This is a genomic window from Pseudomonas corrugata, from assembly GCF_001269905.1.
Taxonomy (GTDB): domain Bacteria; phylum Pseudomonadota; class Gammaproteobacteria; order Pseudomonadales; family Pseudomonadaceae; genus Aquipseudomonas; species Aquipseudomonas corrugata.
The window spans coordinates 1-25487 of sequence record NZ_LHVK01000028.1 but is presented as its reverse complement, the minus strand read 5'-3'; the positions used below and the strand labels follow the sequence as shown (position 1 = coordinate 25487).

The 25487-nt window shown below is 60.0% G+C and carries 24 protein-coding genes, 1 rRNA gene and 1 pseudogene; 13 read left to right on the top strand and 13 right to left on the bottom strand.

The features are described 5' to 3' along the window. Positions 1 to 139: 139 nt before the first annotated feature. From AD665_RS25060 to AD665_RS25050, 3 genes are all read right to left on the bottom strand, one after another. Positions 140 to 868, bottom strand: coding sequence for an aspartate/glutamate racemase family protein (locus AD665_RS25060; protein WP_024776838.1), 729 nt, complete (start codon positions 866 to 868; stop codon positions 140 to 142). 60 nt (positions 869 to 928) lie between these two features. Further along, a complete protein-coding gene (locus tag AD665_RS25055; RefSeq protein WP_053194282.1) occupies positions 929 to 2458 on the bottom strand; it encodes an NCS1 family nucleobase:cation symporter-1 in 1530 nt (509 codons plus the stop codon). A gap of 531 nt (positions 2459 to 2989) precedes the next feature. Next, positions 2990 to 3730 carry a phosphoadenylyl-sulfate reductase gene (locus tag AD665_RS25050; protein WP_024776836.1) on the bottom strand — a complete coding sequence of 247 codons (741 nt, stop codon included), beginning with the start codon at positions 3728 to 3730 and terminating at the stop codon, positions 2990 to 2992. Between the two features lie 154 nt (positions 3731 to 3884). Between AD665_RS25050 and thrH the strand changes: the two genes are divergently transcribed. Continuing rightward, positions 3885 to 4502, top strand: coding sequence for a bifunctional phosphoserine phosphatase/homoserine phosphotransferase ThrH (gene thrH, locus AD665_RS25045; RefSeq protein ID WP_024776835.1), 618 nt, complete (start codon positions 3885 to 3887; stop codon positions 4500 to 4502). Between the two features lie 144 nt (positions 4503 to 4646). Here the strand turns inward: thrH and pabB are convergent, their stop codons facing one another. From pabB to rloA, 4 genes are all read right to left on the bottom strand, one after another. Beyond that, complete coding sequence (gene pabB / locus AD665_RS25040; RefSeq protein WP_053194281.1) at positions 4647 to 5990, bottom strand: aminodeoxychorismate synthase component I; 1344 nt, start codon at positions 5988 to 5990, stop codon at positions 4647 to 4649. A 285-nt stretch (positions 5991 to 6275) separates the two neighbouring features. Continuing rightward, positions 6276 to 7262 carry an alpha-L-glutamate ligase-like protein gene (locus AD665_RS25035; RefSeq protein WP_024776833.1) on the bottom strand — a complete coding sequence of 329 codons (987 nt, stop codon included), beginning with the start codon at positions 7260 to 7262 and terminating at the stop codon, positions 6276 to 6278. Continuing rightward, a complete protein-coding gene (gene rloB / locus AD665_RS25030) occupies positions 7262 to 8794 on the bottom strand; it encodes an osmotic stress tolerance membrane protein RloB (RefSeq protein WP_024776832.1) in 1533 nt (510 codons plus the stop codon). The genes AD665_RS25035 and rloB overlap by 1 nt, the downstream gene beginning before the upstream one ends. Positions 8795 to 8799: 5 nt before the next feature. After that, entirely contained in the window at positions 8800 to 9336 is a 537-nt protein-coding gene (rloA, locus tag AD665_RS25025) for a retropepsin-like aspartic peptidase RloA (protein ID WP_024776831.1), read from the bottom strand. A 291-nt stretch (positions 9337 to 9627) separates the two neighbouring features. Here rloA and AD665_RS25020 point away from each other — a divergent pair, with 291 nt between their 5' ends. The 5 genes from AD665_RS25020 to prpF all read left to right on the top strand — a co-directional run bounded on the left by AD665_RS25020 (position 9628) and on the right by prpF (position 16415). Beyond that, entirely contained in the window at positions 9628 to 10341 is a 714-nt protein-coding gene (locus tag AD665_RS25020; protein WP_024776830.1) for a GntR family transcriptional regulator, read from the top strand. Beyond that, positions 10338 to 11228, top strand: coding sequence for a methylisocitrate lyase (gene prpB / locus AD665_RS25015; protein WP_024776829.1), 891 nt, complete (start codon positions 10338 to 10340; stop codon positions 11226 to 11228). The genes AD665_RS25020 and prpB overlap by 4 nt, the downstream gene beginning before the upstream one ends. 40 nt (positions 11229 to 11268) lie before the next feature. Beyond that, a complete protein-coding gene (gene prpC / locus AD665_RS25010) occupies positions 11269 to 12396 on the top strand; it encodes a bifunctional 2-methylcitrate synthase/citrate synthase (protein WP_024776828.1) in 1128 nt (375 codons plus the stop codon). Between the two features lie 198 nt (positions 12397 to 12594). Then, the gene (acnD, locus tag AD665_RS25005; protein WP_053194280.1) at positions 12595 to 15186 is read left to right on the top strand and encodes a Fe/S-dependent 2-methylisocitrate dehydratase AcnD; all 2592 of its coding nucleotides are present in this window, start codon (positions 12595 to 12597) and stop codon (positions 15184 to 15186) included. A 26-nt stretch (positions 15187 to 15212) separates the two neighbouring features. Then, positions 15213 to 16415, top strand: a complete 1203-nt coding sequence (gene prpF, locus AD665_RS25000) for a 2-methylaconitate cis-trans isomerase PrpF (protein WP_053194279.1) — start codon at positions 15213 to 15215, stop codon at positions 16413 to 16415. A 145-nt stretch (positions 16416 to 16560) separates the two neighbouring features. Here prpF and AD665_RS24995 read toward each other — a convergent pair whose 3' ends face one another. Together AD665_RS24995 and soxR are read right to left on the bottom strand one after the other, a co-directional pair. After that, the gene (locus AD665_RS24995) at positions 16561 to 17019 is read right to left on the bottom strand and encodes a VOC family protein (RefSeq protein WP_024776825.1); all 459 of its coding nucleotides are present in this window, start codon (positions 17017 to 17019) and stop codon (positions 16561 to 16563) included. Positions 17020 to 17120: 101 nt separating this feature from the next. After that, the gene (soxR, locus tag AD665_RS24990) at positions 17121 to 17573 is read right to left on the bottom strand and encodes a redox-sensitive transcriptional activator SoxR (protein WP_024776824.1); all 453 of its coding nucleotides are present in this window, start codon (positions 17571 to 17573) and stop codon (positions 17121 to 17123) included. Positions 17574 to 17667: 94 nt separating this feature from the next. Here soxR and AD665_RS24985 point away from each other — a divergent pair, with 94 nt between their 5' ends. The 5 genes and pseudogenes from AD665_RS24985 (at position 17668) to AD665_RS24970 (ending at position 21366) form a co-directional block, all read left to right on the top strand. After that, on the top strand, positions 17668 to 18033 hold the full coding sequence (locus AD665_RS24985) for an antibiotic biosynthesis monooxygenase (RefSeq protein WP_053194278.1): 366 nt from the start codon (positions 17668 to 17670) through the stop codon (positions 18031 to 18033). A gap of 109 nt (positions 18034 to 18142) precedes the next feature. Further along, positions 18143 to 18409, top strand: a complete 267-nt coding sequence (locus AD665_RS24980) for a hypothetical protein (protein ID WP_024776822.1) — start codon at positions 18143 to 18145, stop codon at positions 18407 to 18409. A gap of 96 nt (positions 18410 to 18505) precedes the next feature. Beyond that, complete coding sequence (locus AD665_RS24975; RefSeq protein WP_024776821.1) at positions 18506 to 19120, top strand: LysE family translocator; 615 nt, start codon at positions 18506 to 18508, stop codon at positions 19118 to 19120. 100 nt (positions 19121 to 19220) lie between these two features. Further along, a pseudogene (locus AD665_RS27965) lies at positions 19221 to 19510 on the top strand (IscS subfamily cysteine desulfurase); the annotation flags it as partial. Between the two features lie 47 nt (positions 19511 to 19557). Further along, positions 19558 to 21366 carry an aminopeptidase P family protein gene (locus AD665_RS24970; RefSeq protein WP_053194277.1) on the top strand — a complete coding sequence of 603 codons (1809 nt, stop codon included), beginning with the start codon at positions 19558 to 19560 and terminating at the stop codon, positions 21364 to 21366. Positions 21367 to 21374: 8 nt separating this feature from the next. Here AD665_RS24970 and AD665_RS24965 read toward each other — a convergent pair whose 3' ends face one another. Both AD665_RS24965 and AD665_RS24960 read right to left on the bottom strand, forming a co-directional pair. Next, a complete protein-coding gene (locus tag AD665_RS24965) occupies positions 21375 to 21965 on the bottom strand; it encodes a 2-hydroxychromene-2-carboxylate isomerase (protein WP_024776819.1) in 591 nt (196 codons plus the stop codon). Between the two features lie 31 nt (positions 21966 to 21996). Then, entirely contained in the window at positions 21997 to 22725 is a 729-nt protein-coding gene (locus tag AD665_RS24960; RefSeq protein ID WP_024776818.1) for an SDR family oxidoreductase, read from the bottom strand. A 90-nt stretch (positions 22726 to 22815) separates the two neighbouring features. Between AD665_RS24960 and AD665_RS24955 the strand changes: the two genes are divergently transcribed. Beyond that, positions 22816 to 23385, top strand: coding sequence for a TetR/AcrR family transcriptional regulator (locus AD665_RS24955; protein ID WP_053194276.1), 570 nt, complete (start codon positions 22816 to 22818; stop codon positions 23383 to 23385). 10 nt (positions 23386 to 23395) lie between these two features. Here the strand turns inward: AD665_RS24955 and AD665_RS24950 are convergent, their stop codons facing one another. Together AD665_RS24950 and rhtA are read right to left on the bottom strand one after the other, a co-directional pair. Continuing rightward, positions 23396 to 23677 carry a hypothetical protein gene (locus AD665_RS24950; RefSeq protein ID WP_024776816.1) on the bottom strand — a complete coding sequence of 94 codons (282 nt, stop codon included), beginning with the start codon at positions 23675 to 23677 and terminating at the stop codon, positions 23396 to 23398. Positions 23678 to 23844: 167 nt separating this feature from the next. Further along, positions 23845 to 24732 carry a threonine/homoserine exporter RhtA gene (gene rhtA, locus AD665_RS24945; protein ID WP_053194275.1) on the bottom strand — a complete coding sequence of 296 codons (888 nt, stop codon included), beginning with the start codon at positions 24730 to 24732 and terminating at the stop codon, positions 23845 to 23847. Positions 24733 to 25418: 686 nt separating this feature from the next. Between rhtA and AD665_RS27705 the strand changes: the two genes are divergently transcribed. Then, positions 25419 to 25487 (top strand): 16S ribosomal RNA (locus tag AD665_RS27705); the annotation flags it as partial.

The following is a 25487-nucleotide window of genomic DNA, read 5'->3' as shown; positions in this document are numbered from 1 at the left end:
GCTTCAGATTGCGTCGCCCCTATCGCGAGCAGGCTCGCTCCCACAATGGATTTGCGGTGATCAGAAGATTTTCTGACACCACGACCCTGTGGGAGCGAGCCTGCTCGCGATAGAGGCGACGCGGTCTACAGCTGTGAACTCACCGCCCAAACCGCCCCGGCCAGCCGATGATGGTCTTGGGCCGAGGTGTCGCATAGGTGCGCACCTTCGAAGTCGACAGCCCCAACCGCACCAGGGATTCGGCAATGGTCACCGCCGCCGTCACGCCATCGACCACCGGCACTCCGGTGCGTTGGCGGATCTGCTCATCGAGCCCGGCCATGCCGCCGCAGCCCAGGCAGATGACTTCGGCCTTGTCCTGGCTGACCGCCAGTTCGGCCTGGCGGACGATGGCTTCGACTGCCCGTAGCGGGTCTTCCTCCAGTTCCAGCACCGCCAGGCCACTGGCCCGCACCGAGGCGCAGCGGTCGTACAGGCCGGAAAGCTTGAGGCGGTCTTCGATCAGCGGCACGGTGCGGTCCAGGGTGGTGACCACCGAATAGGCATGGCCGAGGAACATGGCGGTGCTGGCGCCCGCGTCGGTGATGTCCACCACCGGGACGTCGAGCAGTTCCTGCAGACCTTCACGGCCGTGCTCGCCGTAGCCGGCCTGGATCACCGCGTCGAACGGTTGGTCGTAGGACAACACCCGATCCATCACGGCGATGGCGGCCAGGTAACTTTCGAAATTGCCTTCAACGGAGTCGGCACCGAAATGCGGTGTGAGCCCTACGATTTCGGTGCCGGGGGCGGCCACGGCCTGGGCTTGTCGGGCGATGGCCTCGGTGATGGATTCGGTGGTGTTGACGTTGACCACAAGAATTCGCATGAGCAGTTTCCTTTAACGCAGAAAAGACGGCGGCCCGGACCGGCGGGACGCCTTGAACGATCAATGACTGACGTTATCCACAGCGATGGATTCACCGCTGATGTCCTCGTAATACGCTTGGCGCTTGGCGATGATCAGGTACAGCAGGCCGGCAATCGAAGCGCCGATCAGCCAGGAGAACGGTGAAACGCTGTCGAAGCCGGGCACCAGCGCCAGGACGATCGCGATCAGCGCCGCCGGGATGAATGCCGCCACGGCCCGCAGGTTGACGCCGTTGCTGTAGAAGTACGCTCCGTTCGGGTCCTCGCTATACAGCTGCGGCACGTTGATACGACCTTTGCGCAGCAGCCAGTAGTCGACCATGATCACGCCGTACAGTGGGCCGAGCAGGGCACCGAGCCCGGACAGGAAGTACACGATCACCAGCGGGCTGTTGTAGAGATTCCACGGCAGGATCAGCACGGCGATGGCGGCGCTGATCAATCCGGCGCGGCGGAAGTTCAGATACTTGGGCGCCAGGTTGCTGAGCACGAAGGCCGGGGCGACGAAGTTGGCCATGATGTTCACTGCCACGGTGACGATCAGGAATGCCAGGCAGCCGAGCACCAGGAAAAAGGTGTTGGGGATCGAGGCGATCACCTGGGTCGGGCTCTCGATTATCTGTCCGTTGATCTGGAACTGCGCACCGCACAACAGGACAGTGATGGCGGCAAACACCAGGATATTCACCGGCAGGCCCCAGAAGTTGCCGACGATGATGGTCCGACGGCATGGTGAGGAGCGGGCGAAGTCGCAGAAGTTGAGCACCAGCGTGCCGTATATCGCCAGCCACAGCGCGCCGCCGGCGAATATGTTGCGCCACATCTCGCCGCCGGTCAGCGGCTCGCGGATCGACCAGGCAATGGTTGCGTCGGCCTGGGTGTACATCCATCCGGCCAGGGCCGCGACGGTCACCAGGATCACCGGCCCGGCGAAGCCTTCGTAGCGGCGCACCGTTTCCATGCCGTAGGCCAGGATCAGCAGTTGCACGAACCAGATCGCCACGAAACACATCCAGCCCAGGCTCGACAGGCCAAGGATCGAGTTGTGGTCGTAGTCGGCGAAGCCTGGATGAATCGCCGTCAGCAACACTCGGAAAACCACTGACGCGAGATAGGTCTGGATGCCAAACCAGGCGATCGCGATGACGGCCCTGATCAATGCGGGAATCTGTGCGCCGTGGATGCCGAAGCTGATCCGACTGATCACTGGAAACGGCACTCCGGTCTTCTGGCCCATGTAGCCGGACAGGTTCATGAAACCGTACACCAGGGCCGCGCCGATCCCCAGGGACAACAGGATCTGCCAGCCACCCAGGCCCAGCGCATACAGGCCGATGGCGAAGGAGTAGTTGGCTATGTTGTGTACGTCGTTGGTCCACAGGGCAAAAATGCTGTAGCGACCCCAACGTCGACCTTCGGCCTTGGTCGGCGCCAGGTCCTTGTTGTGCAACCTCGGACTCAAGGCCAGGGTGGCTGCAGTCTTATCATCGGAGGCAGTGGTTGAAGAGGGTAGATCCAGCGCGATGTTATTGGAGAGACTTGTACGCATTCCGGCAGGCTCCTGATTCTCGGCGCGGCGATGACTGTGCGTGAGCGTGGGGCTCGGCAATCTTCGTCGCGGCGCGGCGAGCATCATTGGTTATGGGGCATCTGCAGCCTGTACGGGATAGGGCGCTTCAGGCTTGCGGATCGAAAGTGTGTGTATGTTTTATTTGCTTTGTATACAAAACACTTGTCGTCTCAAGCCAGATTTATGCCAGTCTGAGATCTAACGGAAATGCCCCTGATTTCGATTAGTTATCGATGCCAGATAAGTTGCTGAAATTCTGTGCTTATAAATTGACCGTTTGAACAGGTATTTATTTTCGAGAAGAATGCTGGAGGGGAAGTGACGGGGAGTTGGAACGGGAAGGAGTGTAACTTTTCGGGGCGACACTGAATAAGTGCACACAAAACTGGCACTTGTGGTGACAGTTTTGTGTACAGATTCACGCTGTAGGAAGTGGCGAAGCCTGCAATCTTTCCGCTGACAGTTGAGTCTCAAGCGAAAAATCAAAAGATCGCCGGCTCCTGCGCAGTATCAGGCCTTGGATTTGCTGATGATGTTACCGGCGTGAAGCCCGCATTCCTTCTGCGTGGCTTCCTCCCACCACCAGCGGCCTTCGCGTTCGTGCTGGTTCGGCAGTACCGGGCGGGTGCAGGGTTCGCAGCCGATGCTGATGAAACCGCGCTCATGCAGGCTGTTGTAGGGCAGCTCCAGCATGCGGATGTAACCCCAGACTTCCTCGCTGGTCATCTGCGACAGCGGGTTGAATTTGTACAGGGTACGCTCGGGCGTGGAGAACGCCGTATCGATTTCCAGCACGGCCACCTGGCTGCGGGTGCCCGGGCTCTGGTCGCGGCGCTGGCCGGTGGCCCAGGCGCGGACGTCGGACAGCTTGCGGCGCAGCGGCTCGATCTTGCGGATGCCACAGCACTCGCCATGGCCGTCCTTGTAGAAACTGAACAGACCCTTTTCTTTCACGAAAGGCTCCAGTTTCGTAGGGTCCGGTGAGATCAGTTCGATGTCGATCTTGTAGTGCTCACGGACCTGATCGATGAACCGATAGGTTTCCGGGTGCAGGCGACCGGTGTCGAGGCTGAACACCTTGACGTTCTTGTTCAGCTTCCAGGCCATGTCCACCAGCACCACATCCTCGGCGCCGCTGAAAGATATCCACAGGTCATCGCCGAACTCGGCGAAGGCCAGTTTGAGGATGTCTTGTGGAGACTTGTTGGCATAGGTCGTGGCGAGTTCCACGACGTCAAACGTTGGGCTCATCAGGCGGTTTCCTACAGGTCGGTGGCGCTGTGCGCTCTATAGGCGCTGATGGTAACAAAAGTGGCCGGGGCTGGCGCGTTCCTGTGCGTTGCGGCTAGAGTCGTCAGGCCTTTTGTTCGCTCAACCGATAAACATCAAAAAATGGGAGTGTCTTGTGGAAATTGCCTGTCTCGACCTGGAAGGGGTGCTGGTCCCGGAAATCTGGATCGCTTTCGCCGAAAAAACCGGGATTGAATCCCTCAGGGCAACCACTCGGGACATTCCCGACTACGACGTGCTGATGAAGCAACGGTTGCGCATCCTCGACGAGCATGGCCTCAAACTCTCCGACATACAGGAAGTCATTGCCACCCTCAAGCCGCTGGATGGCGCTATAGAGTTTGTCGACTGGCTGCGCGAGCGCTTCCAGGTGGTGATTCTTTCTGACACGTTCTACGAATTTTCCCAACCCCTGATGCGCCAATTGGGTTTCCCGACGTTGCTGTGCCATCGTCTGATCACGGATGAAGGCGGGCGGGTGACCGGCTATCAACTGCGTCAGAAAGATCCCAAGCGCCAGTCGGTCCTGTCCTTCAAGAGCCTGTATTACCGGGTGATCGCGGCGGGGGATTCCTACAACGACACCACCATGCTCGGCGAAGCCGACGCCGGGATTCTGTTCCATGCGCCGGATAATGTGATCCAGGAATTCCCGCAGTTCCCGGCGGTGCACAGCTTTGCCGAGTTGAAACAGGAGTTCCTCAAGGCCTCGAATCGCAACCTGAGCCTGTAACCCCATACGCTGTTGATCGATCGTTCCCACGCTCCGCTTGGGAATGCATCCAGTGACGCTCTGCGTCACAAGCGGACGCTGAGCGTCCAGGGGCGGCATTCCCACGCAGAGCGTGGGAACGATCAAACAGGACTGTATTGAGGCTCAGAGGCTCTGCAAGGTATCGAGCAGCACTTTGACCTTGGTAATCGACTCCTGATACTCCGCCTGCCAGTCCGAGTCCGCGACGATCCCGCCGCCACCCCAGCAACACACCTGTCCATCCTTGACCAGCAGGCTGCGAATGGCGATGGAGCTGTCCATTTCTCCGCGCACGTCCAGGTACAGCAAGGAGCCGCAGTACAGTCCGCGCCGGGTTGGTTCGAGTTCGTCGATGATCTGCATGGCGCGGATCTTCGGGGCGCCGGTGATGGAGCCGCCGGGGAAGCTGCCGGCGATCAGGTCCAGAGCGTCTTTACCGTCGGCCAGCTCACCGGTCACGCTGCTGACCAGGTGATGCACGTTCGGGTAGCTTTCCAGGCTGAACAGTTCCGGTACGCGCACCGAACCGATCCGGCAGGTGCGGCCCAGATCGTTGCGCAGCAGGTCGACGATCATCAGGTTTTCCGCCCGGTCCTTGGGGCTGGCCAGCAGTTCGGCGGCGTGGGCCGCGTCTTCGACGGGCGATGGGCTACGTGGCCGGGTGCCCTTGATCGGGCGGGTTTCCACATGGCTTTTGCTGACTTTAACGAAACGTTCGGGCGACAGGCTCAGTACCGCACCGCCGTCGGGCAGGCTTTGGAAACCGGAAAACGGCGTCGGGCACGCTGCGCGCAGCGCCTGGTAGGCGGTCCAGGCATCCCCCCGGCAGGGAGCCCGGAATCGCTGCGCAAAGTTGACCTGGTAACAATCGCCGGCCTGGATATAACCGTGGATGCGCTCGATTGCCTGCCGATATTCGTCGGTATTGAGATCGGGGGCCATCGAGCTTTCAAGTCTGAAGCCGGCCTCTGTCGCCGGGACCGGCTGGCTGAACAGCGCGATCAGGCGCTGGCGTTCACTTTCGCGGCAATGCGGATGGAACACCAGTTGGCTGGTGCCGGCCTGGTGGTCGCTGACCAGCGCCCAGTCGTACACGCCGAACCGGGCGTCGGGCAGTTGCAGGTCGTCTTTGGCGTGGGAGGGCAGGGCTTCAAGGTGTCGGCCGAAATCATAGCTCAGGTAGCCGATCAGGCCGCCAGCGAAGGGCAATTGCAGCATGCCCGGTAATACAGCGTGCCCCAACTGCGTCAGTTGCGCGCGCAATCGTTGCAAGAAATCGGCGCCACTCTCTTCCGGCAGCACCACCAGCTGCTCCAGCGGCCAGGCACTGAGCAGATCATAGCGTCCGCGTTCGGCGCTTGGCCGGCCGCTGTCGAGCAGAACGCTTCCGGGGGCATGACGAATCGCCGCGAAATACTCGGCGGGGTTGGCGCGGTAGGGTAATGGGTGTACGGAACAGGTCGGCATGGGCGGGGTGGGTCGGCCATTCAGGCGGGGTAGCGATTGTAATCCCTGTGTAGGATTTGCTCCTAGAGGGATGTCGGAGATGAGCAAGTCCAGGGTTATCGAGACTCCTGCGGTGTGAACCCTTGTGGCGAGGAGATTTATCCCCGCTGGGGCGCGCAGCGGCCCCCTCATAACAGCTGAACGCGGGCAATCTGATGTACAGAGGTGACTGGTTTTGGGGCTGCTGCGCAACCCAGCGGGGATAAATCCCCTCGCCACAGGTTTTCTATTAAGTCGGTTGAGTGCTCAGCCTTCAACCGGCGGAATATGCCCAAACAACGCCTGGGCAAACGCCACCCGCTCCTCCACGGTCTCAACCACCCCCCGGGCCTTGAGCTCTTCCAGGTGTGCTTCCACGGCGTGGGTGCGCAGGGTCAGGCCGCAGTCGTTGGCGATCTGGATGTTCAACCCCGGCCGGGCGTTCAGCTCCAGGATCAACGGGCCTTTCTCCTGGTCCAGTACCATGTCCACGCCGATGTAGCCCAGCCCGCACAGCTCATGGCAGCCGGCGGCCAGTTTCATGAAACCGTCCCAGTATGGCAGTTGCACTCCATCTACCGCGTTGGTGGTGTCGGGGTGTTTGGCGATGATGTTGTTCAGCCAAGTGCCGCGCAGCGTCAGGCCGGTGGCAAGGTCAACACCCACGCCGATGGCGCCTTGGTGCAGGTTGGCCTTGCCACCGGACTGACGGGTCGGCAGACGCAGCATGGCCATCACCGGATAGCCCATCAGCACGATGATGCGGATGTCCGGCACGCCTTCGTAACTGATGCTCTTGAAGATCTGGTCCGGCACCACGCGGTATTCGATCAGCGCCCGGTCGCGGTGTCCGCCCAGGGAATAGAGGCCGGTGAGGATGCTGGAAATATGGTGCTCGATTTCCTCGTGGCTGATGATCTTGCCGGACACGGTGCGATAGCGGCCTTCGAAGCGGTCGGCAATCACGATGATGCCGTCGCCACCGGCGCCCTGGGCCGGCTTGATCACGAAGTCGGTGCGCCCGCCGATGATCCCGTCGAGTTTGTCGATCTCCTTTTCGGTGGAGATGATGCCGTACAGTTCCGGCACATGGATGCCGGCGATGATGGCCCGTTCCTTGGTGATGATCTTGTCATCGACGATGGGGTACAGGCTGCGTTTGTTGTACTTGAGCACGTAGTCGGCATTGCGCCGGTTGATCCCCATGATCCCCCGGGCTTCCAGGGCCTTCCAGGTTTTCCAGAAACCGAACATTACGAGTCAGCCTTGAGGAAGGCCTTGAACCGCACCAGCTCGGTCAGGCGGTAGCCGCGATAGCGACCCATGGCCAGCATGAAGCCCACCAGAATCAGCAGGATCGCCGGGAAGGTGAAGACGAAGTACACCAGCTCCGGCACGCTCATGATCAGGTGCGCCAGGGACGCGGCGAACAGAGTGCCGACGGCGACCTTCATGGCATGGCCGCCGCCGCGCTCTTCCCAGGTAATGGACAGGCGTTCGATGGTCATGGTCAGGATCACCATCGGGAACAGCGCCACCGACAGGCCACGCTCCAGGCCCAGCTTATGGCTGAACAGGCTGATGGCGGCGATCAGCACCACCACGAACGTCAGTACCACCGAAAGCCTCGGCAACATCTGCAACTTGAGGTGTTCCAGGTAGGAGCGCAGTGACAGGCCCAGGGCCGTGATCACCGTGAACAGAACAATCCCGAAGCCCAGCTGGGTTTCGCGGAAAGCCAGGGCAATCAGCACCGGGGTAAAGGTCCCCAGGGTCTGCAGGCCGATCAGGTTGCGCAGAACCAGGATCACCAGCACGCCGATGGGGATCATCACCATGATCATGAATGTCTGCTGGGTTTGCAGTGGCAAGCCGTAGAGCGAATATTCGAGGAAGTTGGCGTCGGTGTTCTCGTCCGTCAGCTTGGCCAGGCGAATGGCGTTCATTTCGCTGTTGTTCATGCTGAAGGTGACGGTGGCTTTCTTGCCTCCATCGATGCTGATCAGGTTTTCATCGCCGGTCCACCACAGCAGGCGGTCGGTGGGCAGACCCTGTTCGCCGGTGTCGGGGTTGAAATACAGCCAGTCGTTGCCGTTGAAGCTGCGCAGCCACAGTTCCGGCGTTTGCGGCTGATCGGCCACCAGACGGATGGTGTGGACCTTCTCCACCGGCACGTGGGCGATGGACAGTACCAACTCCACGATTCTCGCCTTGTTGCTCGAAGACGGGTCGCCTGCCAGCAGCAGCTTGACGTTGTCGTCGTTGAGGTTGTTGACCCGCTTGATGGCTTCGCCGATGAAGGTTTCGACGTCGGCCGAATGCTGGCGGATCGGCGCGAGCAGGGCTTCGGCGGCGATCTTCTCCGGGCCTTCAATGGCGATGCTGTCGCGGAAGGTCGGTCCCTTGAGCTTGGTTTTTTCGGCGCTGTAGCGCTTGGTCAACACCAGGCGGTAATAAAGTGTCTGGTTACCCTTGGCCCGACGAGCGGACCACGTCACCTTGCGGTTGCCGTCGATCCGGTTCACCGCTACGCCATAATTGTTGGAAATGAAACTCTCGTTGAGGCTGACGTAATCGCGGCTCAGCGGCGGCACGAACATCTGGATCTTCACCGGATCCTTGGCGTTGGGCACGAATTCGACCTTGGCATCGATGTTCCACAGATCGTCCGTGGCATCTTCGGTCACCGGGATGCCGAGCACGAAAATCTGATAAGCCGTCACCGACAGGCCCAGCGCCACCAGGATGGCGATCAGCATTTTCAAATGGAGGGTAAGAGCGCGCATTGGAATTACTCTGCGGTAAGAGCGGCATTGGTGCAGGCGGGTTTGCCGGCAGCGTATTTGAGACTGGGGTCGACCAGTGCGTCGAAGCGCTTGAGCGCCTCGGAACCGATCAGCAACGGGTATTGGAAGGCGCTGCGGTCGGTCAGGTTCACTTCAATGCTGCGCAGGGCCGAGCCCATGCAGATATCCAGTTCGATGACCGGCCGGGCCGTGTATTTCTTGCCTTCGTCCGGGTCATAGTCACCGGCGCGGCGTTTGATTTTGCTGACTCGGGCCAGCGGACGTTCGATGGGGTGCGAATGGGCAGCGTCGATGGCGAGGTAAAAACGCACCCAGGATTCGCCGTTGCGTTTAAAGCGCTTGATGTCGCGGGCACTGAGGGAGGCGGTCTTGGCCCCGGTGTCCAGCTTGGCGGCGACTTCCAGGTCGATGCCCTGCAGCGCTGCATATTCGTTGAGGCCGTACACGGTCTTTTCACCCGCCGCAGCGAGCCCCGGCAGGCAGATGAAGCAGAGAACAGCGGATAAGGGCTTGAATGTCATAGATCCTGGTGCACGGCGTTCCGTTTATCGGTTCAGGCCCTGGCATTACTGCACAAGCTCCTTCGGTAGCCTTTTCTCTCCTGCAAGAAGAGCAGGGGGCGGCCAACAGCCGCGGCATTCTAGCACGGTGGTTTTCTGACGCCACCGCTGGCCGGATGCTGCGAACCTGACAAAAAGACGGCCGGGATGGAGCGCTCTATTAGACGATTGTCGACAATGTTGTTTTTTGTTTTGACGAATACGCTTTGATTGTTTAGTTTTTGTCGTATTGATTCTGAAGGTGTCGACAATATGCTCGATCAGCTCGAAGTGCCGGTGCTGGCCCAGGACGATTCGGAAACCCTTTCCGAAAACGTCTTCCGACGTATCCAGGCCGCCATCGTCAAGGGTGAAATCGCCCCTGGCAGCAAGATCTCCGAGCCCGAGCTGGCCCGTACCTACGGCATCAGCCGTGGCCCGCTGCGCGAAGCGATCCATCGTCTGGAAGGTCAGCGCCTGCTGGTGCGGGTGCCTCATGTCGGTGCCAGGGTCGTGTCCCTGAGCCATGCCGAGTTGCTGGAGCTCTACGAAATCCGCGAGTCCCTGGAAGGTATGGCCTGCCGCCTGGCAGCCCAGCGCATGACCCTGGCGGAAATCGACGAACTGCGCCAGGTCCTGGAAACCCATGAGCGCGACGCGGCATTCCAGGCCGGCGTCGGCTATTACCAACAGGAAGGCGATTTTGATTTTCACTACCGGATCATCCAGGGCAGCGGCAACCGCACCCTGACGCAGATGCTCTGCGGTGAGTTGTATCAACTGGTACGCATGTACCGCATCCAGTTCTCCACCACACCCAATCGTCCGCGTCAGGCCTTTGCCGAGCATCACCGGATTCTCGATGCCATCGCCGACCGTGACGGCGAATTGGCTGAATTATTGATGCGCCGGCACATCGGCGCTTCCAAACGCAACATTGCGCGTCATTTCCAGGACAGCGCCGCCACTGAACGAGGTGAGTCATGAGTTCCAGCAAGAGCACGCCAGGCCAGCGATTCCGCGATGCGGTCGCCACCGAACACCCGTTGCAGGTGGTCGGCACGATCAACGCCAACCACGCGCTGCTTGCCAAACGCGCCGGTTTCAAGGCGATCTACCTGTCGGGCGGTGGCGTGGCAGCCGGTTCCCTCGGCGTGCCGGACCTGGGCATTACCGGCCTGGATGACGTGCTGACCGATGTGCGCCGGATCACCGACGTGTGCGACCTGCCGCTGCTGGTGGACGTGGACACAGGTTTTGGTTCCTCGGCGTTCAACGTGGCTCGCACCGTCAAGTCGATGAGCAAGTTCGGCGCGGCGGCGATCCACATCGAAGACCAGGTCGGTGCCAAGCGTTGCGGCCATCGGCCGAACAAGGAGATCGTCTCGCAGCAGGAAATGGTTGACCGCATCAAGGCTGCCGTTGATGCCCGCACCGACGACAGCTTCGTGATCATGGCCCGCACCGATGCCCTGGCGGTGGAAGGCCTGGAGTCCGCGCTGGACCGTGCGGCCGCCTGCATCGAAGCCGGTGCGGATATGATTTTCCCCGAAGCGATTACCGAACTCGAGATGTACAAGCTGTTCGCCAGCCGCGTGAAGGCGCCGATCCTGGCCAACATCACCGAGTTCGGCGCGACGCCGCTCTATACCACCGAGCAGTTGGCCGGTGCCGACGTGTCCCTGGTGCTGTACCCGCTGTCGGCGTTCCGTGCCATGAACAAGGCCGCCGAAAACGTCTACACCGCAATCCGTCGCGACGGCACGCAACAGAATGTGATCGACACCATGCAGACCCGCATGGAGCTCTACGATCGTATCGACTACCACACCTTCGAGCAGAAGCTCGATGCGTTGTTCGCTGCGAAAAAATAACGGGCCGATTCCCTACAAATTCAAGAACTGGAGACAGCAAATGGCCGAAGCAAAAGTACTCAGTGGCGCCGGGCTCCGTGGCCAGGTAGCCGGGCAAACCGCCTTGTCCACCGTGGGCCAGTCCGGCGCCGGCCTGACCTATCGCGGCTATGACGTTCGTGACCTGGCGGCTGATGCGCAATTCGAAGAAGTGGCCTACCTGTTGCTGTACGGCGAACTGCCGACCCGGGCGCAGTTGGATGCTTACATCGGCAAACTGCATCAATTGCGCGACTTGCCCCAGGCGCTGAAGGAAGTGCTGGAACGCATTCCCGCCAACGCCCACCCGATGGACGTGATGCGCACCGGCTGCTCGTTCCTGGGCAATCTGGAGCCCGAGGAAAGTTTCTCCGAACAGCACGACAAGACCGATCGCCTGTTGGCCGCGTTCCCGGCGATCATGTGCTACTGGTATCGCTTCAGTCACCAGGGCCAGCGCATTGAATGTGTGACCGACGAAGCGTCCATCGGCGGCCATTTCCTGCACCTGTTGCACGGCAAGAAACCGAGCGAGCTGCACGTCAAGGTGATGAACGTGTCGCTGATCCTCTACGCCGAGCACGAATTCAACGCTTCGACCTTCACCGCACGGGTCTGTGCCTCGACCCTGTCGGACCTGTTTTCCTGCATCACCGCGGCGATTGGCTCGCTGCGCGGCCCGCTGCATGGCGGCGCCAATGAAGCGGCCATGGAAATGATCGAACGCTTCGATTCGCCGGAAGCGGCGATCAAGGGCACCCTGGCGATGCTGGAGCGCAAGGACAAGATCATGGGCTTCGGCCACGCGATCTATAAGGACAACGACCCGCGCAACGAGGTGATCAAGGGCTGGTCGAAAAAACTCGCCGATGAAGTGGGCGACACCGTGCTGTTCCCGGTTTCCGAAGCCATCGACAAGACCATGTGGGAACAGAAGAAGCTGTTCCCCAACGCCGATTTCTACCATGCCTCGGCGTACCATTTCATGGGCATCCCGACCAAGCTGTTCACGCCGATCTTCGTCTGCTCGCGCCTGACCGGCTGGGCCGCCCATGTGTTCGAACAACGCGCCAACAACCGCATCATCCGCCCGAGCGCCGAGTACACCGGCGTCGAACAGCGCAAGTTCGTGCCAATCGAACAACGCTGAGCTGGAGGGGTTTAACCGCAGGTACTGGAGAAACCCAGAACCCTGTGGGAGCGAGCCTGCTCGCGATAGCGTCGGGTCAGCAACCTCATGGTTGGCTGACACACCACAATCGCGAGCAGGCTCGCTCCCACAGAAGAACAGGCTCACTTCAATGGCTGCACCAGCCCCTTCTGAACCCACCGTGACCGAGTCCTGACGATGAACACAGAATTTCGCAAACCGCTGTCCGGCACTTCGCTGGATTACTTCGACGTTCGCGGGGCCGTGGATGCCATCCGTCCCGGCGCCTACGACGGCCTGCCGTACACTTCGCGCGTGCTGGCGGAAAACCTGGTGCGTCGCTGCGACCCGGCCACTCTGGGCGAGTCGCTGCTGCAACTGATCGAGCGCAAGCGCGACCTGGACTTCCCATGGTTCCCGGCGCGAGTGGTCTGCCATGACATTCTCGGCCAGACCGCCCTGGTGGACCTGGCTGGCCTGCGCGATGCCATCGCCCAGCAGGGTGGCGACCCGGCACAGGTCAACCCGGTGGTGCCGACCCAACTGATCGTCGACCACTCCCTGGCAGTGGAAAGCGCGGGCTTCGATCCTCAGGCATTCGCCAAGAACCGTGCGATTGAAGACCGCCGCAACGAAGACCGCTTCCACTTCATCAACTGGACCAAAAAGGCCTTCAAGAATGTCGATGTGATTCCGCCGGGCAACGGGATCATGCATCAGATCAACCTGGAAAAAATGTCCCCGGTGATCCAGCAACGGGACGGCGTAGCCTTCCCTGATACCTGCGTGGGCACCGACAGTCATACGCCCCATGTCGACGCCTTGGGCGTGATCGCCATTGGCGTCGGTGGGCTGGAAGCCGAGAGTGTCATGCTCGGTCGCGCCTCGTGGATGCGCCTGCCGGAGATCGTCGGTGTCGAGCTGACCGGCAAGTTGCAACCCGGCATCACGGCCACCGACATGGTGCTGGCGCTGACCGAATTCCTGCGCAAGCAAAAGGTCGTTGGCGCCTGGCTGGAGTTTTTCGGTGAAGGCGCGCGGGCGCTGACCCTGGGCGACCGTGCAACCATCTCCAACATGGCTCCGGAATACGGCGCCACGGCGGCGATGTTCTACATCGACCAGCAGACCATCGACTACCTCAAGCTCACCGGCCGTGAAGACGCGCAGGTGCAATTGGTGGAAACCTACGCCCGGCAAGTAGGCCTGTGGGCCGACAGCCTCAAGGGCGCACAGTACGAGCGAGGCCTGACCTTCGACCTGTCCTCGGTGGTGCGCAACATGGCCGGGCCGAGCAACCCTCATGCCCGCGTCGCGACCGCCGATCTGGCGGCCAGCGGCATCGCCGGGCAATGGACCGATGTGCCAGGGAAGATGCCCGACGGTGCAGTGATCATCGCCGCCATCACCAGTTGCACCAACACCAGCAACCCGCGCAACGTCATTGCTGCTGGCCTCTTGGCACGCAATGCCAATCGCTTGGGCCTGGCCCGCAAACCGTGGGTCAAATCGTCCCTGGCACCGGGTTCGAAAACCGTGGCGCTGTACCTGGATGAAGCCGGTCTGACCAAGGAGCTGGAGCAACTGGGCTTCGGCGTGGTGGCTTTCGCCTGCACCACCTGCAACGGCATGTCCGGCGCTCTGGACCCGGTGATCCAGCAGGAAATCATCGACCGCGACCTGTACGCCACCGCTGTGCTGTCGGGTAACCGCAACTTCGATGGACGTATCCATCCATACGCCAAACAGGCGTTCCTTGCTTCGCCGCCATTGGTAGTGGCCTACGCCATCGCCGGGACCATCCGTTTCGACATCGAGAAGGATGTGCTGGGCGTGGTGGACGGTCGGGAAATCCGTCTCAAGGACATCTGGCCGAGTGACGAGGAAGTCGAAGCGGTGGTCAAGGCCTCGGTGAAACCGGAACAGTTCCGCCAGGTGTACATCCCGATGTTTGCCATCCAGGAAGACACCGGGCCGAAAGTCACGCCGCTGTACGACTGGCGTCCGCAAAGCACCTACATCCGGCGTCCGCCTTACTGGGAAGGCGCGCTGGCGGGGGCGCGACCGCTCAAAGGCATGCGTCCGTTGGCGGTGCTGCCGGACAACATCACCACCGATCACCTGTCGCCGTCCAACGCGATCATGCTGGACAGCGCCGCCGGCGAATACCTGGCGAAAATGGGCTTGCCGGAGGAAGACTTCAACTCCTACGCCACGCACCGGGGCGACCATTTGACCGCCCAGCGCGCCACCTTCGCCAACCCGAAACTGTTCAACGAAATGGTCCAGGAAAACGGCAAGGTCAAGCAGGGTTCCCTGGCACGGGTCGAGCCCGAAGGCAAGGTCATGCGGATGTGGGAAGCCATCGAAACCTACATGGAACGCAAGCAGCCGCTGATCATCATCGCCGGTGCCGACTACGGCCAGGGTTCGTCCCGGGACTGGGCCGCAAAGGGCGTACGCCTGGCCGGTGTCGAGGCGATTGCCGCCGAAGGCTTCGAGCGTATCCATCGCACCAACCTGGTGGGCATGGGCGTGTTGCCGCTGGAGTTCAAGCCTGGCACCGATCGTAAGACCCTGGGCATCGATGGCAGCGAAATCTATGACGTGATTGGCGAGCGCACCCCACGCGCGACGCTGACCCTGGTCATCACTCGCAAGAGCGGCGAGCGTGTTGAAGTGCCGGTGACCTGCCGTCTCGATACGGCTGAAGAGGTGTCGATCTATGAAGCGGGTGGCGTGTTGCAGCGCTTTGCCCAGGATTTTCTTGAATCGGCGGTCGCCGTTTAAATCTCACGATAGGGAGTAGGTGCTTCATGTCTCATGCACCACGCTTTTCACCACAGATCAGAATCCCCGCCACCTACATGCGCGGTGGCACCAGCAAGGGCGTGTTCTTCAATTTGACGGACCTGCCCGAAGCCGCCCGTGTCCCCGGCGCGGCGCGCGATGCCTTGCTGCTACGGGTCATTGGCAGTCCCGATCCGTACGAGAAACAGATCGACGGCATGGGCGGCGCGACGTCCAGCACCAGCAAGACGGTGATCCTGTCCAAGAGCAACCGGGCCGACCACGATGTCGATTACCTGTTCGGCCAGGTCTCCATCGACAAGCCGTTCGTGGACTGGAGCGGCAACTGCGGCAACCTGTCGGCAGCGGTGGGTTCGTTTGCCATCAGCAGTGGCTTGGTGGCGTCCAGCCGCATTCCACAAAACGGCGTGGCCGTGGTGCGGATCTGGCAGGCCAACATCGGCAAGACCATCATTGCCCATGTGCCGATGACCGATGGCGCGGTGCAGGAAACCGGTGATTTCGAACTCGACGGGGTGACTTTCCCGGCGGCAGAAGTGCAACTGGAGTTCATGGACCCGGCCGCCGAGGAAGAAGGTGGGGGTGGTTCGATGTTTCCCACCGGCAACCTGGTGGACGACTTGGAAGTACCCGGCGTCGGTACGCTCAAGGCGACCCTGATCAACGCCGGCATTCCGACGATTTTCATCAATGCCCGGGACATCGGCTATACCGGCACTGAGCTGCAGGGCACTATCAATGGCGACCCCAAGGCCCTGGCGATGTTCGAAACCATCCGCGCCCACGGTGCCCTGCGCATGGGGCTGATCAAGCAACTGGACGAAGCCGCCCAACGTCAGCACACGCCGAAGGTGGCGTTTGTCGCGCCGCCAGCGGACTACGTTTCATCGAGTGGAAAAGCCGTAGCGGCGGGGGACGTCGACTTGCTGGTGCGGGCGCTGTCCATGGGCAAGCTCCACCACGCCATGATGGGCACCGCCGCAGTCGCCATCGGCACCGCCGCCGCTATTTCGGGCACCCTGGTGAACCTGGCCGCAGGCGGTACCGAGCGCAACGCTGTGCGTTTCGGCCACCCGTCCGGCACCTTGCGCGTCGGCGCCGAGGCGAGCCAGGCCAATGGCGAATGGACCGTAAACAAAGCCATCATGAGTCGCAGCGCGCGGGTGTTGATGGAAGGGTTCGTGCGGGTACCGGCAGACACGTTCTGATCCACCGCAGGGATCTGGATTGAGTCATTGTGGGAGCGAGCCTGCTCGCGATAGCGGTGTGTCAACCAACAATGATGTTGCTGACCCGACGCTATCGCGAGCAGGCTCGCTCCCACAAGGTTGTGGTTTGACTGATCGAGGCGGTTCAGCCCTGTTGGAACATCTCCCTGGCCCGTTGCTCGATCTGTTCCTGCGTCAGATCCTCCTTGTGGGTCGCCAGGAACCACACATGCCCATAGGGATCCTTCAAGCTGCCGGAGCGATCACCATAGAATTGATCCTTGACCTCGGCGATCACCGTGCCACCGGCGGCAATCGCCTGGGCATACACACGGTCCACGTCCTCGACATATAAATGCAGGCCCACCGACGGCGATTGGTCTGGATTGCTCAGGGGGCCCTGATCGCAGGGCGTGCCGAGCATGATCGGACTGCCGCCGATCCGCAGTTCGGCATGACCGATGCCTCCGTCGGGCATTGCCAGACGCATGACCTCGATGGCATTGAAGGCTTTTTTGTAGAACTCGATGGCTTCGGCGGCTTTATGAATGCCCAGGTAGGGCGTAATGCTGTGGAAACCTTCGGGAATGGCTTTGACGCCCATGACGTTTCTCCTTTTTTATCGGGCGAAGAGAGGCTTCGACGATTTGCGCCCATTCACTATAGGCCAGTGATTTCGAGTCGCTCCAGGTCCCGACGAACGCCTCATGACTCGTCCAGCAGATGCGCGCCCGGTCCACGCTCGCCCAGCACATCGCCTTGGTTACGCAGTGGGCAGGCTTCCATCGACAGGCAGCCGCAGCCTATACAACCGTTCAGCCGGTCGCGCAAAGCCATCAATTGGTTGATACGTTTATCCAGGTCCTGGCTCCATTGCGCCGACAGGACCTGCCAATCGGCAGCCGTTGGGGCGCGGTTGTCTGGCAGGGTCTTCAATGCCTCGCCAATCTCCGCCAAGGGAATACCCAGGCGCTGGGCCACCTTGATCAGCGCCACACGCCGCAACACCCCACGCGGGTAGCGGCGTTGGTTGCCTTGGTTGCGGGTACTTTTGATCAGCCCCTTGGCTTCATAGAAGTGCAGGGCGGTGACGGCCACGCCGCTGCGAGCGGCCACTTGGCCCACGGTGAGTTCTTTATGGATATCTATCTGTGCCATAGCGGATACGTTGCTTGACCTTGACTTAAGTAGAGGTTTTACGCTGCACGCCTTCGGATCGCAAGATTCACCTTACGTGTGTCGAGGACCTTTCATGCAATCGCCAAGGAACAATCGCAGCTTCACCCAACTGATCGAATTCGAGATCGAGCCCCTCTGGCAACAGGCGTTGATCACCGCCCTGTCGGAGCAGACCGAATGCCTGGCGCGGGAGCATCAAGGCTTCCTGAGTGCCAGTATCCAGGTCAGCGAGGACGGCAGGCGTGTACTCAATTATTTGCAGTGGCAAACCCGCGAAGCGGGCGAGGCGGCTTTTCGACGGTTTGAAAGCGGTGAGCAGGATTTCTGGTGGCTGATCCAGACCCACCGAGCCAAAGCCGTAACGTTTGGTTCGTTCCAGGTGATCCGCAGCATCGAACGCAGTCCGGATAATGCGCTGCAGTGTCAGCTGGTTGGTTGAGCGTAATGGGATCCGGAGGGGCGATACCCACTATCAAGAGGGTTGATTTCTGCCGTGCAGGGCCGGCGGGTAGCCTTTGTTCATCGCCCCACGACACCGGACACTCGCCATGAATCGTATCTTTGCCGTTTCGCTGCTGTTGGCCGCCACTGTATTGAGCGGTTGCGCCGCCTCGTCGCCAGAACTGCGCCCCTACACCGCCGAGGAAACCCGCGAACTGGCCCTTGAAGCCTTGAATCGCCGGGGCCTTTCGTTCGATGAATACCACGCGAAGAAAGCCGAGCTGCTTGGCCCATCGCAGAAAAACAGTGGCTTTGACGATCGTGGTGAAATGAGCGCCGGACAGCCGGTGCAATTGTCCGGGAAGCCAAGCTGAGAGACTGTACCGCCGGAAGTTTTACCCAACTGTCCATGGGTTTGCGACAGCACCAAGAGTAGGGTCATCACCTGACCACACGACGGACTGATCGCCATGACCCTTTCGCTGGACCTGCTGCTGGGCTTTGCCCTGTTTGCCCTTGTCACCTCGATTACACCGGGTCCCAACAACACCATGTTGCTGGCCTCTGGAGTGAATTTCGGCTTCAACCGTACCATCCCCCATATGCTGGGTATCAGCTGTGGTTTCTTCGTCCTGGTGCTGGCGGTGGGCTTTGGCCTGGGCGCAGTGTTCCAGGCATATCCGCTGCTCTATACCGTGCTGCGCTACGTTGGCGCCGCGTACCTGTTATACCTGGCGTGGAAAATTGCCCACTCTGGACCGGTCTCGGAAAGCGGATCAGGAGAACGCACGCCGATCAGCTACTGGGGCGCCGCGGCATTTCAATGGGTCAATCCCAAGGCCTGGATCATGGCCATCGGCGCCATCAGCACCTACACGCCGCTTCAAGGCTACTTCTTCAATGTAGTGGTGATCGCAGCGGTGTTCGCTCTGATCAACCTGCCCAGTGTCAGCCTGTGGGTGGTCTGCGGCAGCCTGTTGCGCAACTTGCTGCGTGATCGTCGCTGGCTGCGTCTGTTCAACTGGGGAATGGCGCTGTTGCTGGTGGCCTCGCTGTATCCGTTATTGCTCGAAAGCATCAGATGAGGGGCTGAGCTTCGATTGGATGCCTGCTAAGCTCGCTGTTCAGATGCGTTCCTCCGCACTTTTAAACGAAGTCTCACTTCTTTAAGGTGGATCAGGAAAAATCACCCGTTTGCGCAATCGTTTGCTCCAGCCGTTGTTGGCGCTGCCCGGTGTGTGTATCAACGGCAGTGCGACCCAGTGAATTCCCGATACGTCGAGCCTGACGTTCAACGAGGGGGAGTTCAATCCGGCTGCGCTGACTGCTTCGCTTGCCTTTTCCACCACGTCAGTCTGCAATTCGGCGAACACGCCGTCCCATGTGCTGCTGGCATGGCACACGATGCTCGCGCGGCCGGGCGGATCAAGGCTTGCTGTGTGGCAACACCGGCTTTCTGGGCCAGTACCCCCTGAGCCGGATGTTTGAGCACCGAACAATAATATTGATAACAGGAGAAACAATGAGTACCGAGCCTCTGTCCCATGAGCGGGTTCCCCAGCGCCTGGCCCGCATCCGCCAACTGATGAGCCGGGAGGGCATCCACGCGCTGCTGGTGCCGTCGGCTGATCCGCATCTGTCGGAATATTTGCCGGGCTATTGGCAAGGGCGGCAATGGTTGTCGGGTTTCCACGGCTCGGTCGGGACCTTGGTCGTGACGAAAGACTTCGCCGGGGTCTGGGCCGACAGTCGTTATTGGGAACAGGCCACCCAGGAACTGAAGGGCAGTGGTATCGAACTGGTCAAGCTCATTCCGGGTCAGCCCGGTCCGCTGGACTGGCTGGCCGAACAGACGCCCGAAGGCGGCGTGGTCGCGGTCGACGGTGCGGTAATGGCCGTGGCACCGGCCCGGACCTTGGCGAGCAAACTCGAAGAGCGAGGCGCGCGCTTGCGCACCGATCTGGATCTGCTCAATGAGGCCTGGTCCGACCGCCCAAGCCTGCCCGATCAGCCGGTGTACGCGCACTTGCCACCCGAGGCGACCGTCAGCCGGATCGAGAAAATCGCCAGGTTGCGTGAAACCCTCAAGGCGCGCGGCGCCGACTGGCACTTCATCGCCACGCTGGACGACATTGCCTGGTTATTCAACCTGCGCGGCGCAGACGTATCGTTCAATCCCGTGTTCGTCTCTTTTGCCTTGATCAGCCAGCAGCAGGCAACGTTGTTCGTGGCCCTGGACAAGGTCGATGAAGCATTGCGTGCGGTTCTCAAGCAGGACGGCGTGACCCTGCGTGATTACAACGACGCAGCGAGCGCTCTGCGTGAAGTGCCTGCCGGCGCGAGCCTGCTGGTCGATCCGGCGCGGGTCACGGTCGGTTTACTGGATAACCTGGACAGTGGCGTGAAGCGGGTGGAAGGGCTCAATCCCACGACGCTGGCCAAGTCCTGCAAGAGCCTGGCCGATGCCGAGCATATCCGTCGCGCGATGGAGCAGGATGGCGCAGCGCTCTGTGAGTTCTTCGCCTGGTTGGAAGGCGCCTGGGGGCGGGAGCGCATCACCGAACTGACCATTGATGAGCACCTGACTGCGGCACGCAAACGCCGGCCGGATTTTGTCTCCCTGAGCTTCAACACCATTGCAGCTTTCAACGCCAACGGTGCGATGCCCCATTACCACGCCACGGAAGAGGCGCACGCGGTCATCGAGGGCGATGGGTTGTTGTTGATCGATTCGGGCGGCCAATACCTGGGCGGCACTACCGACATCACCCGCATGGTGCCGGTTGGGATGCCCAACACTGAACAGAAGCGTGACTGCACGCGTGTGCTCAAGGGCGTCATTGCCTTGTCCAGGGCCCGATTCCCGCGTGGCATTCTGTCGCCGCTGCTGGATGCCATCGCACGGGCGCCGATCTGGGCCGAACAGGTGGATTACGGTCACGGTACCGGTCACGGTGTCGGTTATTTCCTGAACGTCCATGAGGGGCCGCAGGTCATCGCCTACCAGGCGGCTCCCACGCCACAGACGGCCATGCAGCCAGGCATGATCACCTCCATCGAGCCGGGGACTTACCGTCCGGGACGCTGGGGTGTACGCATCGAGAACCTGGCCTTGAACCGCGAGGCAGGGAGCAGCGAGTTCGGTGAATTCCTTGAGTTTGAAACCCTGACCTTATGTCCAATCGACACGCGCTGCCTGGAACCGTCGTTGCTGAGCCAGGACGAAAAGACTTGGCTCAATGCCTATCATGCCGAGGTTCAGCGTCGCCTGAGCCCGTTGCTGGAAGGCAGTGCGCTTCAATGGCTGGACACGCGAACGAAGGCGATCTGACGTCGGAATCAGCCAAGGGCTTCACGGACGAAGTCCAGCCGATCCTGGCCAAAGAACAACTCATCGTCGACGAACATGCTGGGGGCACCGAACACGCCCCGGGCAATGGCTTCGTCGGTGGTTGTCTTGAGGGCTGCCTTGACCTGCTCGTCAGTTGTCAGTGCCAGCACATGGCCGGGGTCGAAACCACCTTCCTCCAGTACTGTTGCTACGGTCTGCGGATGGCCGAGATCACGGGCGTCGACCCATAAGGCGCGGAACAGACAGTCGATGAACGCAGTGAAGCGTTCAGGATGACGCAGTTGCATGCCGGTTGTGGCGCGCATCAACGACAGCGTATTGATCGGAAAGTACGGATTGAGTTTGAAAGCCACGCCGTAGCGCTTGGCGAAGCGCTCCAGGTCCCTGGTCATATGCGCACCTTTGGCCGGCACCGTAATCGGCGATGCATTGCCAGTTGCCTTGAAGACACCTCCTAGCAACATGGGTCGGTAAACCAGTTCGCTGCCGGTGTGTGCGCAAAGCAGCGGCAATTGGGTGTATGCCAGGTAGGCCGCCGGGCTGCCAAGATCAAAGAAAAACTCCACCGATTTGCTCATGGTCACAGCTCTCTTTTTGTTATGGGGGGGCTTACCAGCGTTCGTTCCAGGGGCGCAGGTCCAGCTCGAAGGTCCAGGCGTCACGTGGTTGGGTATGCAGGTACCAATAGTTTTCGGCGATGTGTTCGGGATTGAGGATGCCGTCTTCATCCCTGGTTGCGTATTTCTCTGGAAAGTTATCGCGGATGAAGTCGGTATCGATGGCGCCATCCACCACCACATGCGCCACATGAATGTTCAGCGGCCCCAATTCGCGAGCCATGCTCTGGGCCAGCGCACGGATGCCATGTTTTGCTCCTGCGAATGCAGCGAACCCCGAGGCGCCCCTTAAACCCGCCGTGGCACCGGTAAACAGAATGGTCCCGCGCTGGCGCTCGACCATGCGTTTAGCCACTTCCCGAGCATTGAGGAAACCCGAGAAACAGGCCATCTCCCAGATCTTGAAGTATTTACGGGCGGTCTCTTCAAGAATGCTGCAGGGCACGTTGGCGCCGATGTTGAAAACAAATGCCTCGATGGGGCCGATCTGACTCTCGATTTGCTCGATGAGCGCGATCACGTCGTCTTCCTTGCGCGCGTCACAAACAAAACCGTGGGCTTCGCCGCCCTGGGTGCGTATCGATTCGACCAACGGAGCGAGTTTGTCGGCGCTACGGCGGGTTACGCACGCTACAAATCCTTCCTGCGCGAAACGTTTGGCAATCGCGCCACCTGTGGCATCCCCCGCGCCAACTACCAGTACGACCTTCTTGTTATCCATGATCAGCCTCATTGGTAAACGATCGTTAGCTGAACGAACGTTATGCTACGCTCCGGTGTACGTCAAGTTGAGCGATCAGAGGCAGGACTCATGCGTTATTCAGCCAATCACAAAATGGAGACCCGGGAAAAGCTGCTCGCCAGCAGTGCCGTATCGGCCAAGAAATCCGGGTTTTCGACGGTAGGCGTTGATGGCCTGATGAAGGCGATCGGGTTGAGCGGCGGGGCGTTCTATAGCCATTTTTCCTCCAAGGACGAGCTTTTCAAGGCCATCGTCGAGCGGGAGTTGACCCAAAGCCTGGAGCGACTGAGCGGTGACCATGTCCTGGACTCTGCCAGGCTGGAGCGGTGTCTCAAGCAGTACCTGAGCATGAGTCACTTAGAACAGCCTGAGGCCGGCTGCGCGCTGCCGGTGCTTGGCGCTGAAATCGCACGCTCGGATGTACAGGTGCGGGAGGCTGCGCAAACGTGGATCTGTCGTTTGCATGAGAGCTGGGCACGGATACTGGAAAACGACAGTCTGGCCTGGGCCATCCTGTCGCAATGCGTTGGGGCGCTGGTCGTTGCGCGCATGCTGGTCGCGCCAGAGATCCAGCGTAATGTCCTCAAGTCCAGCCAGCAGGAGATAAGTCGTCGAATAGCCGAGGAGCAGGTTGGTTGAGGACCGTTCGCTACTTGCAGATGACGATCATGCTGCGGCTGGTGTAGCCGGCGGGGTTGAGTCCGAAAGGATAATCCCCCGGCTCTTCGACCGCATCTCCTGACTTGGCAATGACCTTGTAACTCTTGGGAGCGCAGGAGTTGGCGGCACTGGCGATGCACTGGTCCCAGGACGAAGTCAGGCCGGAGCAATTGATGTGCAGAGCTTTCTTACCGCGTTTCACTTCAGTTTTAGTCGTCGCCGCGCAGCCCGCAACTGCAAGTACGGCGACCAATATCAAGATTCGTTTCATTCCCGTCCTTAACGCCGTCGTGAATCTCTGTCCACGTATGACTACATTCGCTTGCGCTTGAAGCGTTCGTGACGTCCTGTATGAAAAATTCCATGTTTGACATTGGGTTACCGACCTAAACATGGCCTAAATGCGCGGCAAATGCCAGAGCTTCGTTAAATCCTGCTTCAATCCGCTGCGATGGCGGGCTTTACGGCGTTATTCAGGGTCAGAGTTGCGCCGATTGATGCAAGAATGATGCAGGCAATCGCCATCCACTGGGCCAATGACAAGTACTCCTGGAGGAATACAAATCCTGAAAGGGCCGCGACGGCGGGTTCGACGCTCATCAAGGTGCCAAAGGTGCGGGCAGGCAGGCGGGTCAAGGCAATCATTTCGAGGGTGTAGGGCAGGGCCGTGGAAAGGATGGCTACACCAATGGTGACTGGAATCAGGCTCGGTGTCAGCAACGCGGCTCCGGCATGGACGATTCCTATAGGGGCTACGAACAGGGCTGCGATCACTACCCCCAGCGCGGCAGTCTGTACGCCATTGTCTGCGCCGGCTTTCTGGCCAAACAGGATATAGAGCGCCCAGCAGACGCCCGCGCCCAATGCATAGCTGGCGCCGATTGGGTCGATGCCGGTGGTGGTGGCTCCTGTCGGTATCAGCAGGAGCAGGCCGATCACTGCCAAGGCAATCCAGAGAAAGTCGATTGCCCGCCGCGAATTATAGATTGCCACCGCCAGAGGGCCGGTAAACTCCAGTGCCACGGCAATTCCCAACGGCGTCGTGCGCACTGACATATAGAAGAGGAAGTTCATGCCGCCCAGCGCCATTCCATAGACAATTACGGTGCGCAGGGATTGGGCTGTCAGTTTGGCGCGCCAGGGACGCAGCAGTAGCAGCATGATGATGCTGGCAAAAATGAGTCGTAGCGTCGTAGTGCCTTGGGCGCCTATTAGAGGGAACATACTTTTGGCCAGGGATGCTCCAGACTGAATGGATGCCATGGCGACTAAAAGCAGGGCAACCGGGTAAAGAGTGGAGGCCAGGCTGCGATGTGGGGGATTCATTGCGAAGGTTTGTCCAGAGTAAGGGCGGGGAAGACGACGGTTTTGAGCAATATATTGCGCACTTTGAGCGTCAGCGTCTATATATAGGGCGGATTTCATTGGCCAGATGTCGCGAATAGATAGAAATACGCAATTAGGTGTTGACGGCAGATTCTGAGTCTCTATAATTCGCCCCACTTCCGGCGCAGTCGAAACGGAAAACTCCTTGAGTTTCAATGAGTTAGAAGGTTTCAGGCGAGGCGGGGCTTCAGTTCATCGAAGTCGCGGAAGGAGTTGGCAGGGCAGGTTGTCTGGCTCGGTTGACGGTTCGATCTTCTCGGTCGAAAGCGGTGAAAAAGAGGTGTTGACAGCAGCGACTAACGCTGTAGAATTCGCCTCCCGCTAACGAGAGATCGAAAGCGCAAGTGCTTGAAGTTGTTGAGGTTTTGAAAAACAAAACTTTGAAAACTTCCAAAATAATCGCTTGACAGATACACGGGGCGCTGTAGAATGCGCGCCTCGGTTGAGACGAAAGGCTCAACCCACCGCTCTTTAACAACTGAATCAAGCAATTCGTGTGGGTGCTTGTGGAGTCAGACTGCTAGTCAACAGATTATCAGCATCACAAGTTACTCCGCGAGAAATCAAAGATGTAACCAACGATTGCTGAGCCAAGTTTAGGGTTTTCTCAAAACCCAAAGATGTTTGAACTGAAGAGTTTGATCATGGCTCAGATTGAACGCTGGCGGCAGGCCTAACACATGCAAGTCGAGCGG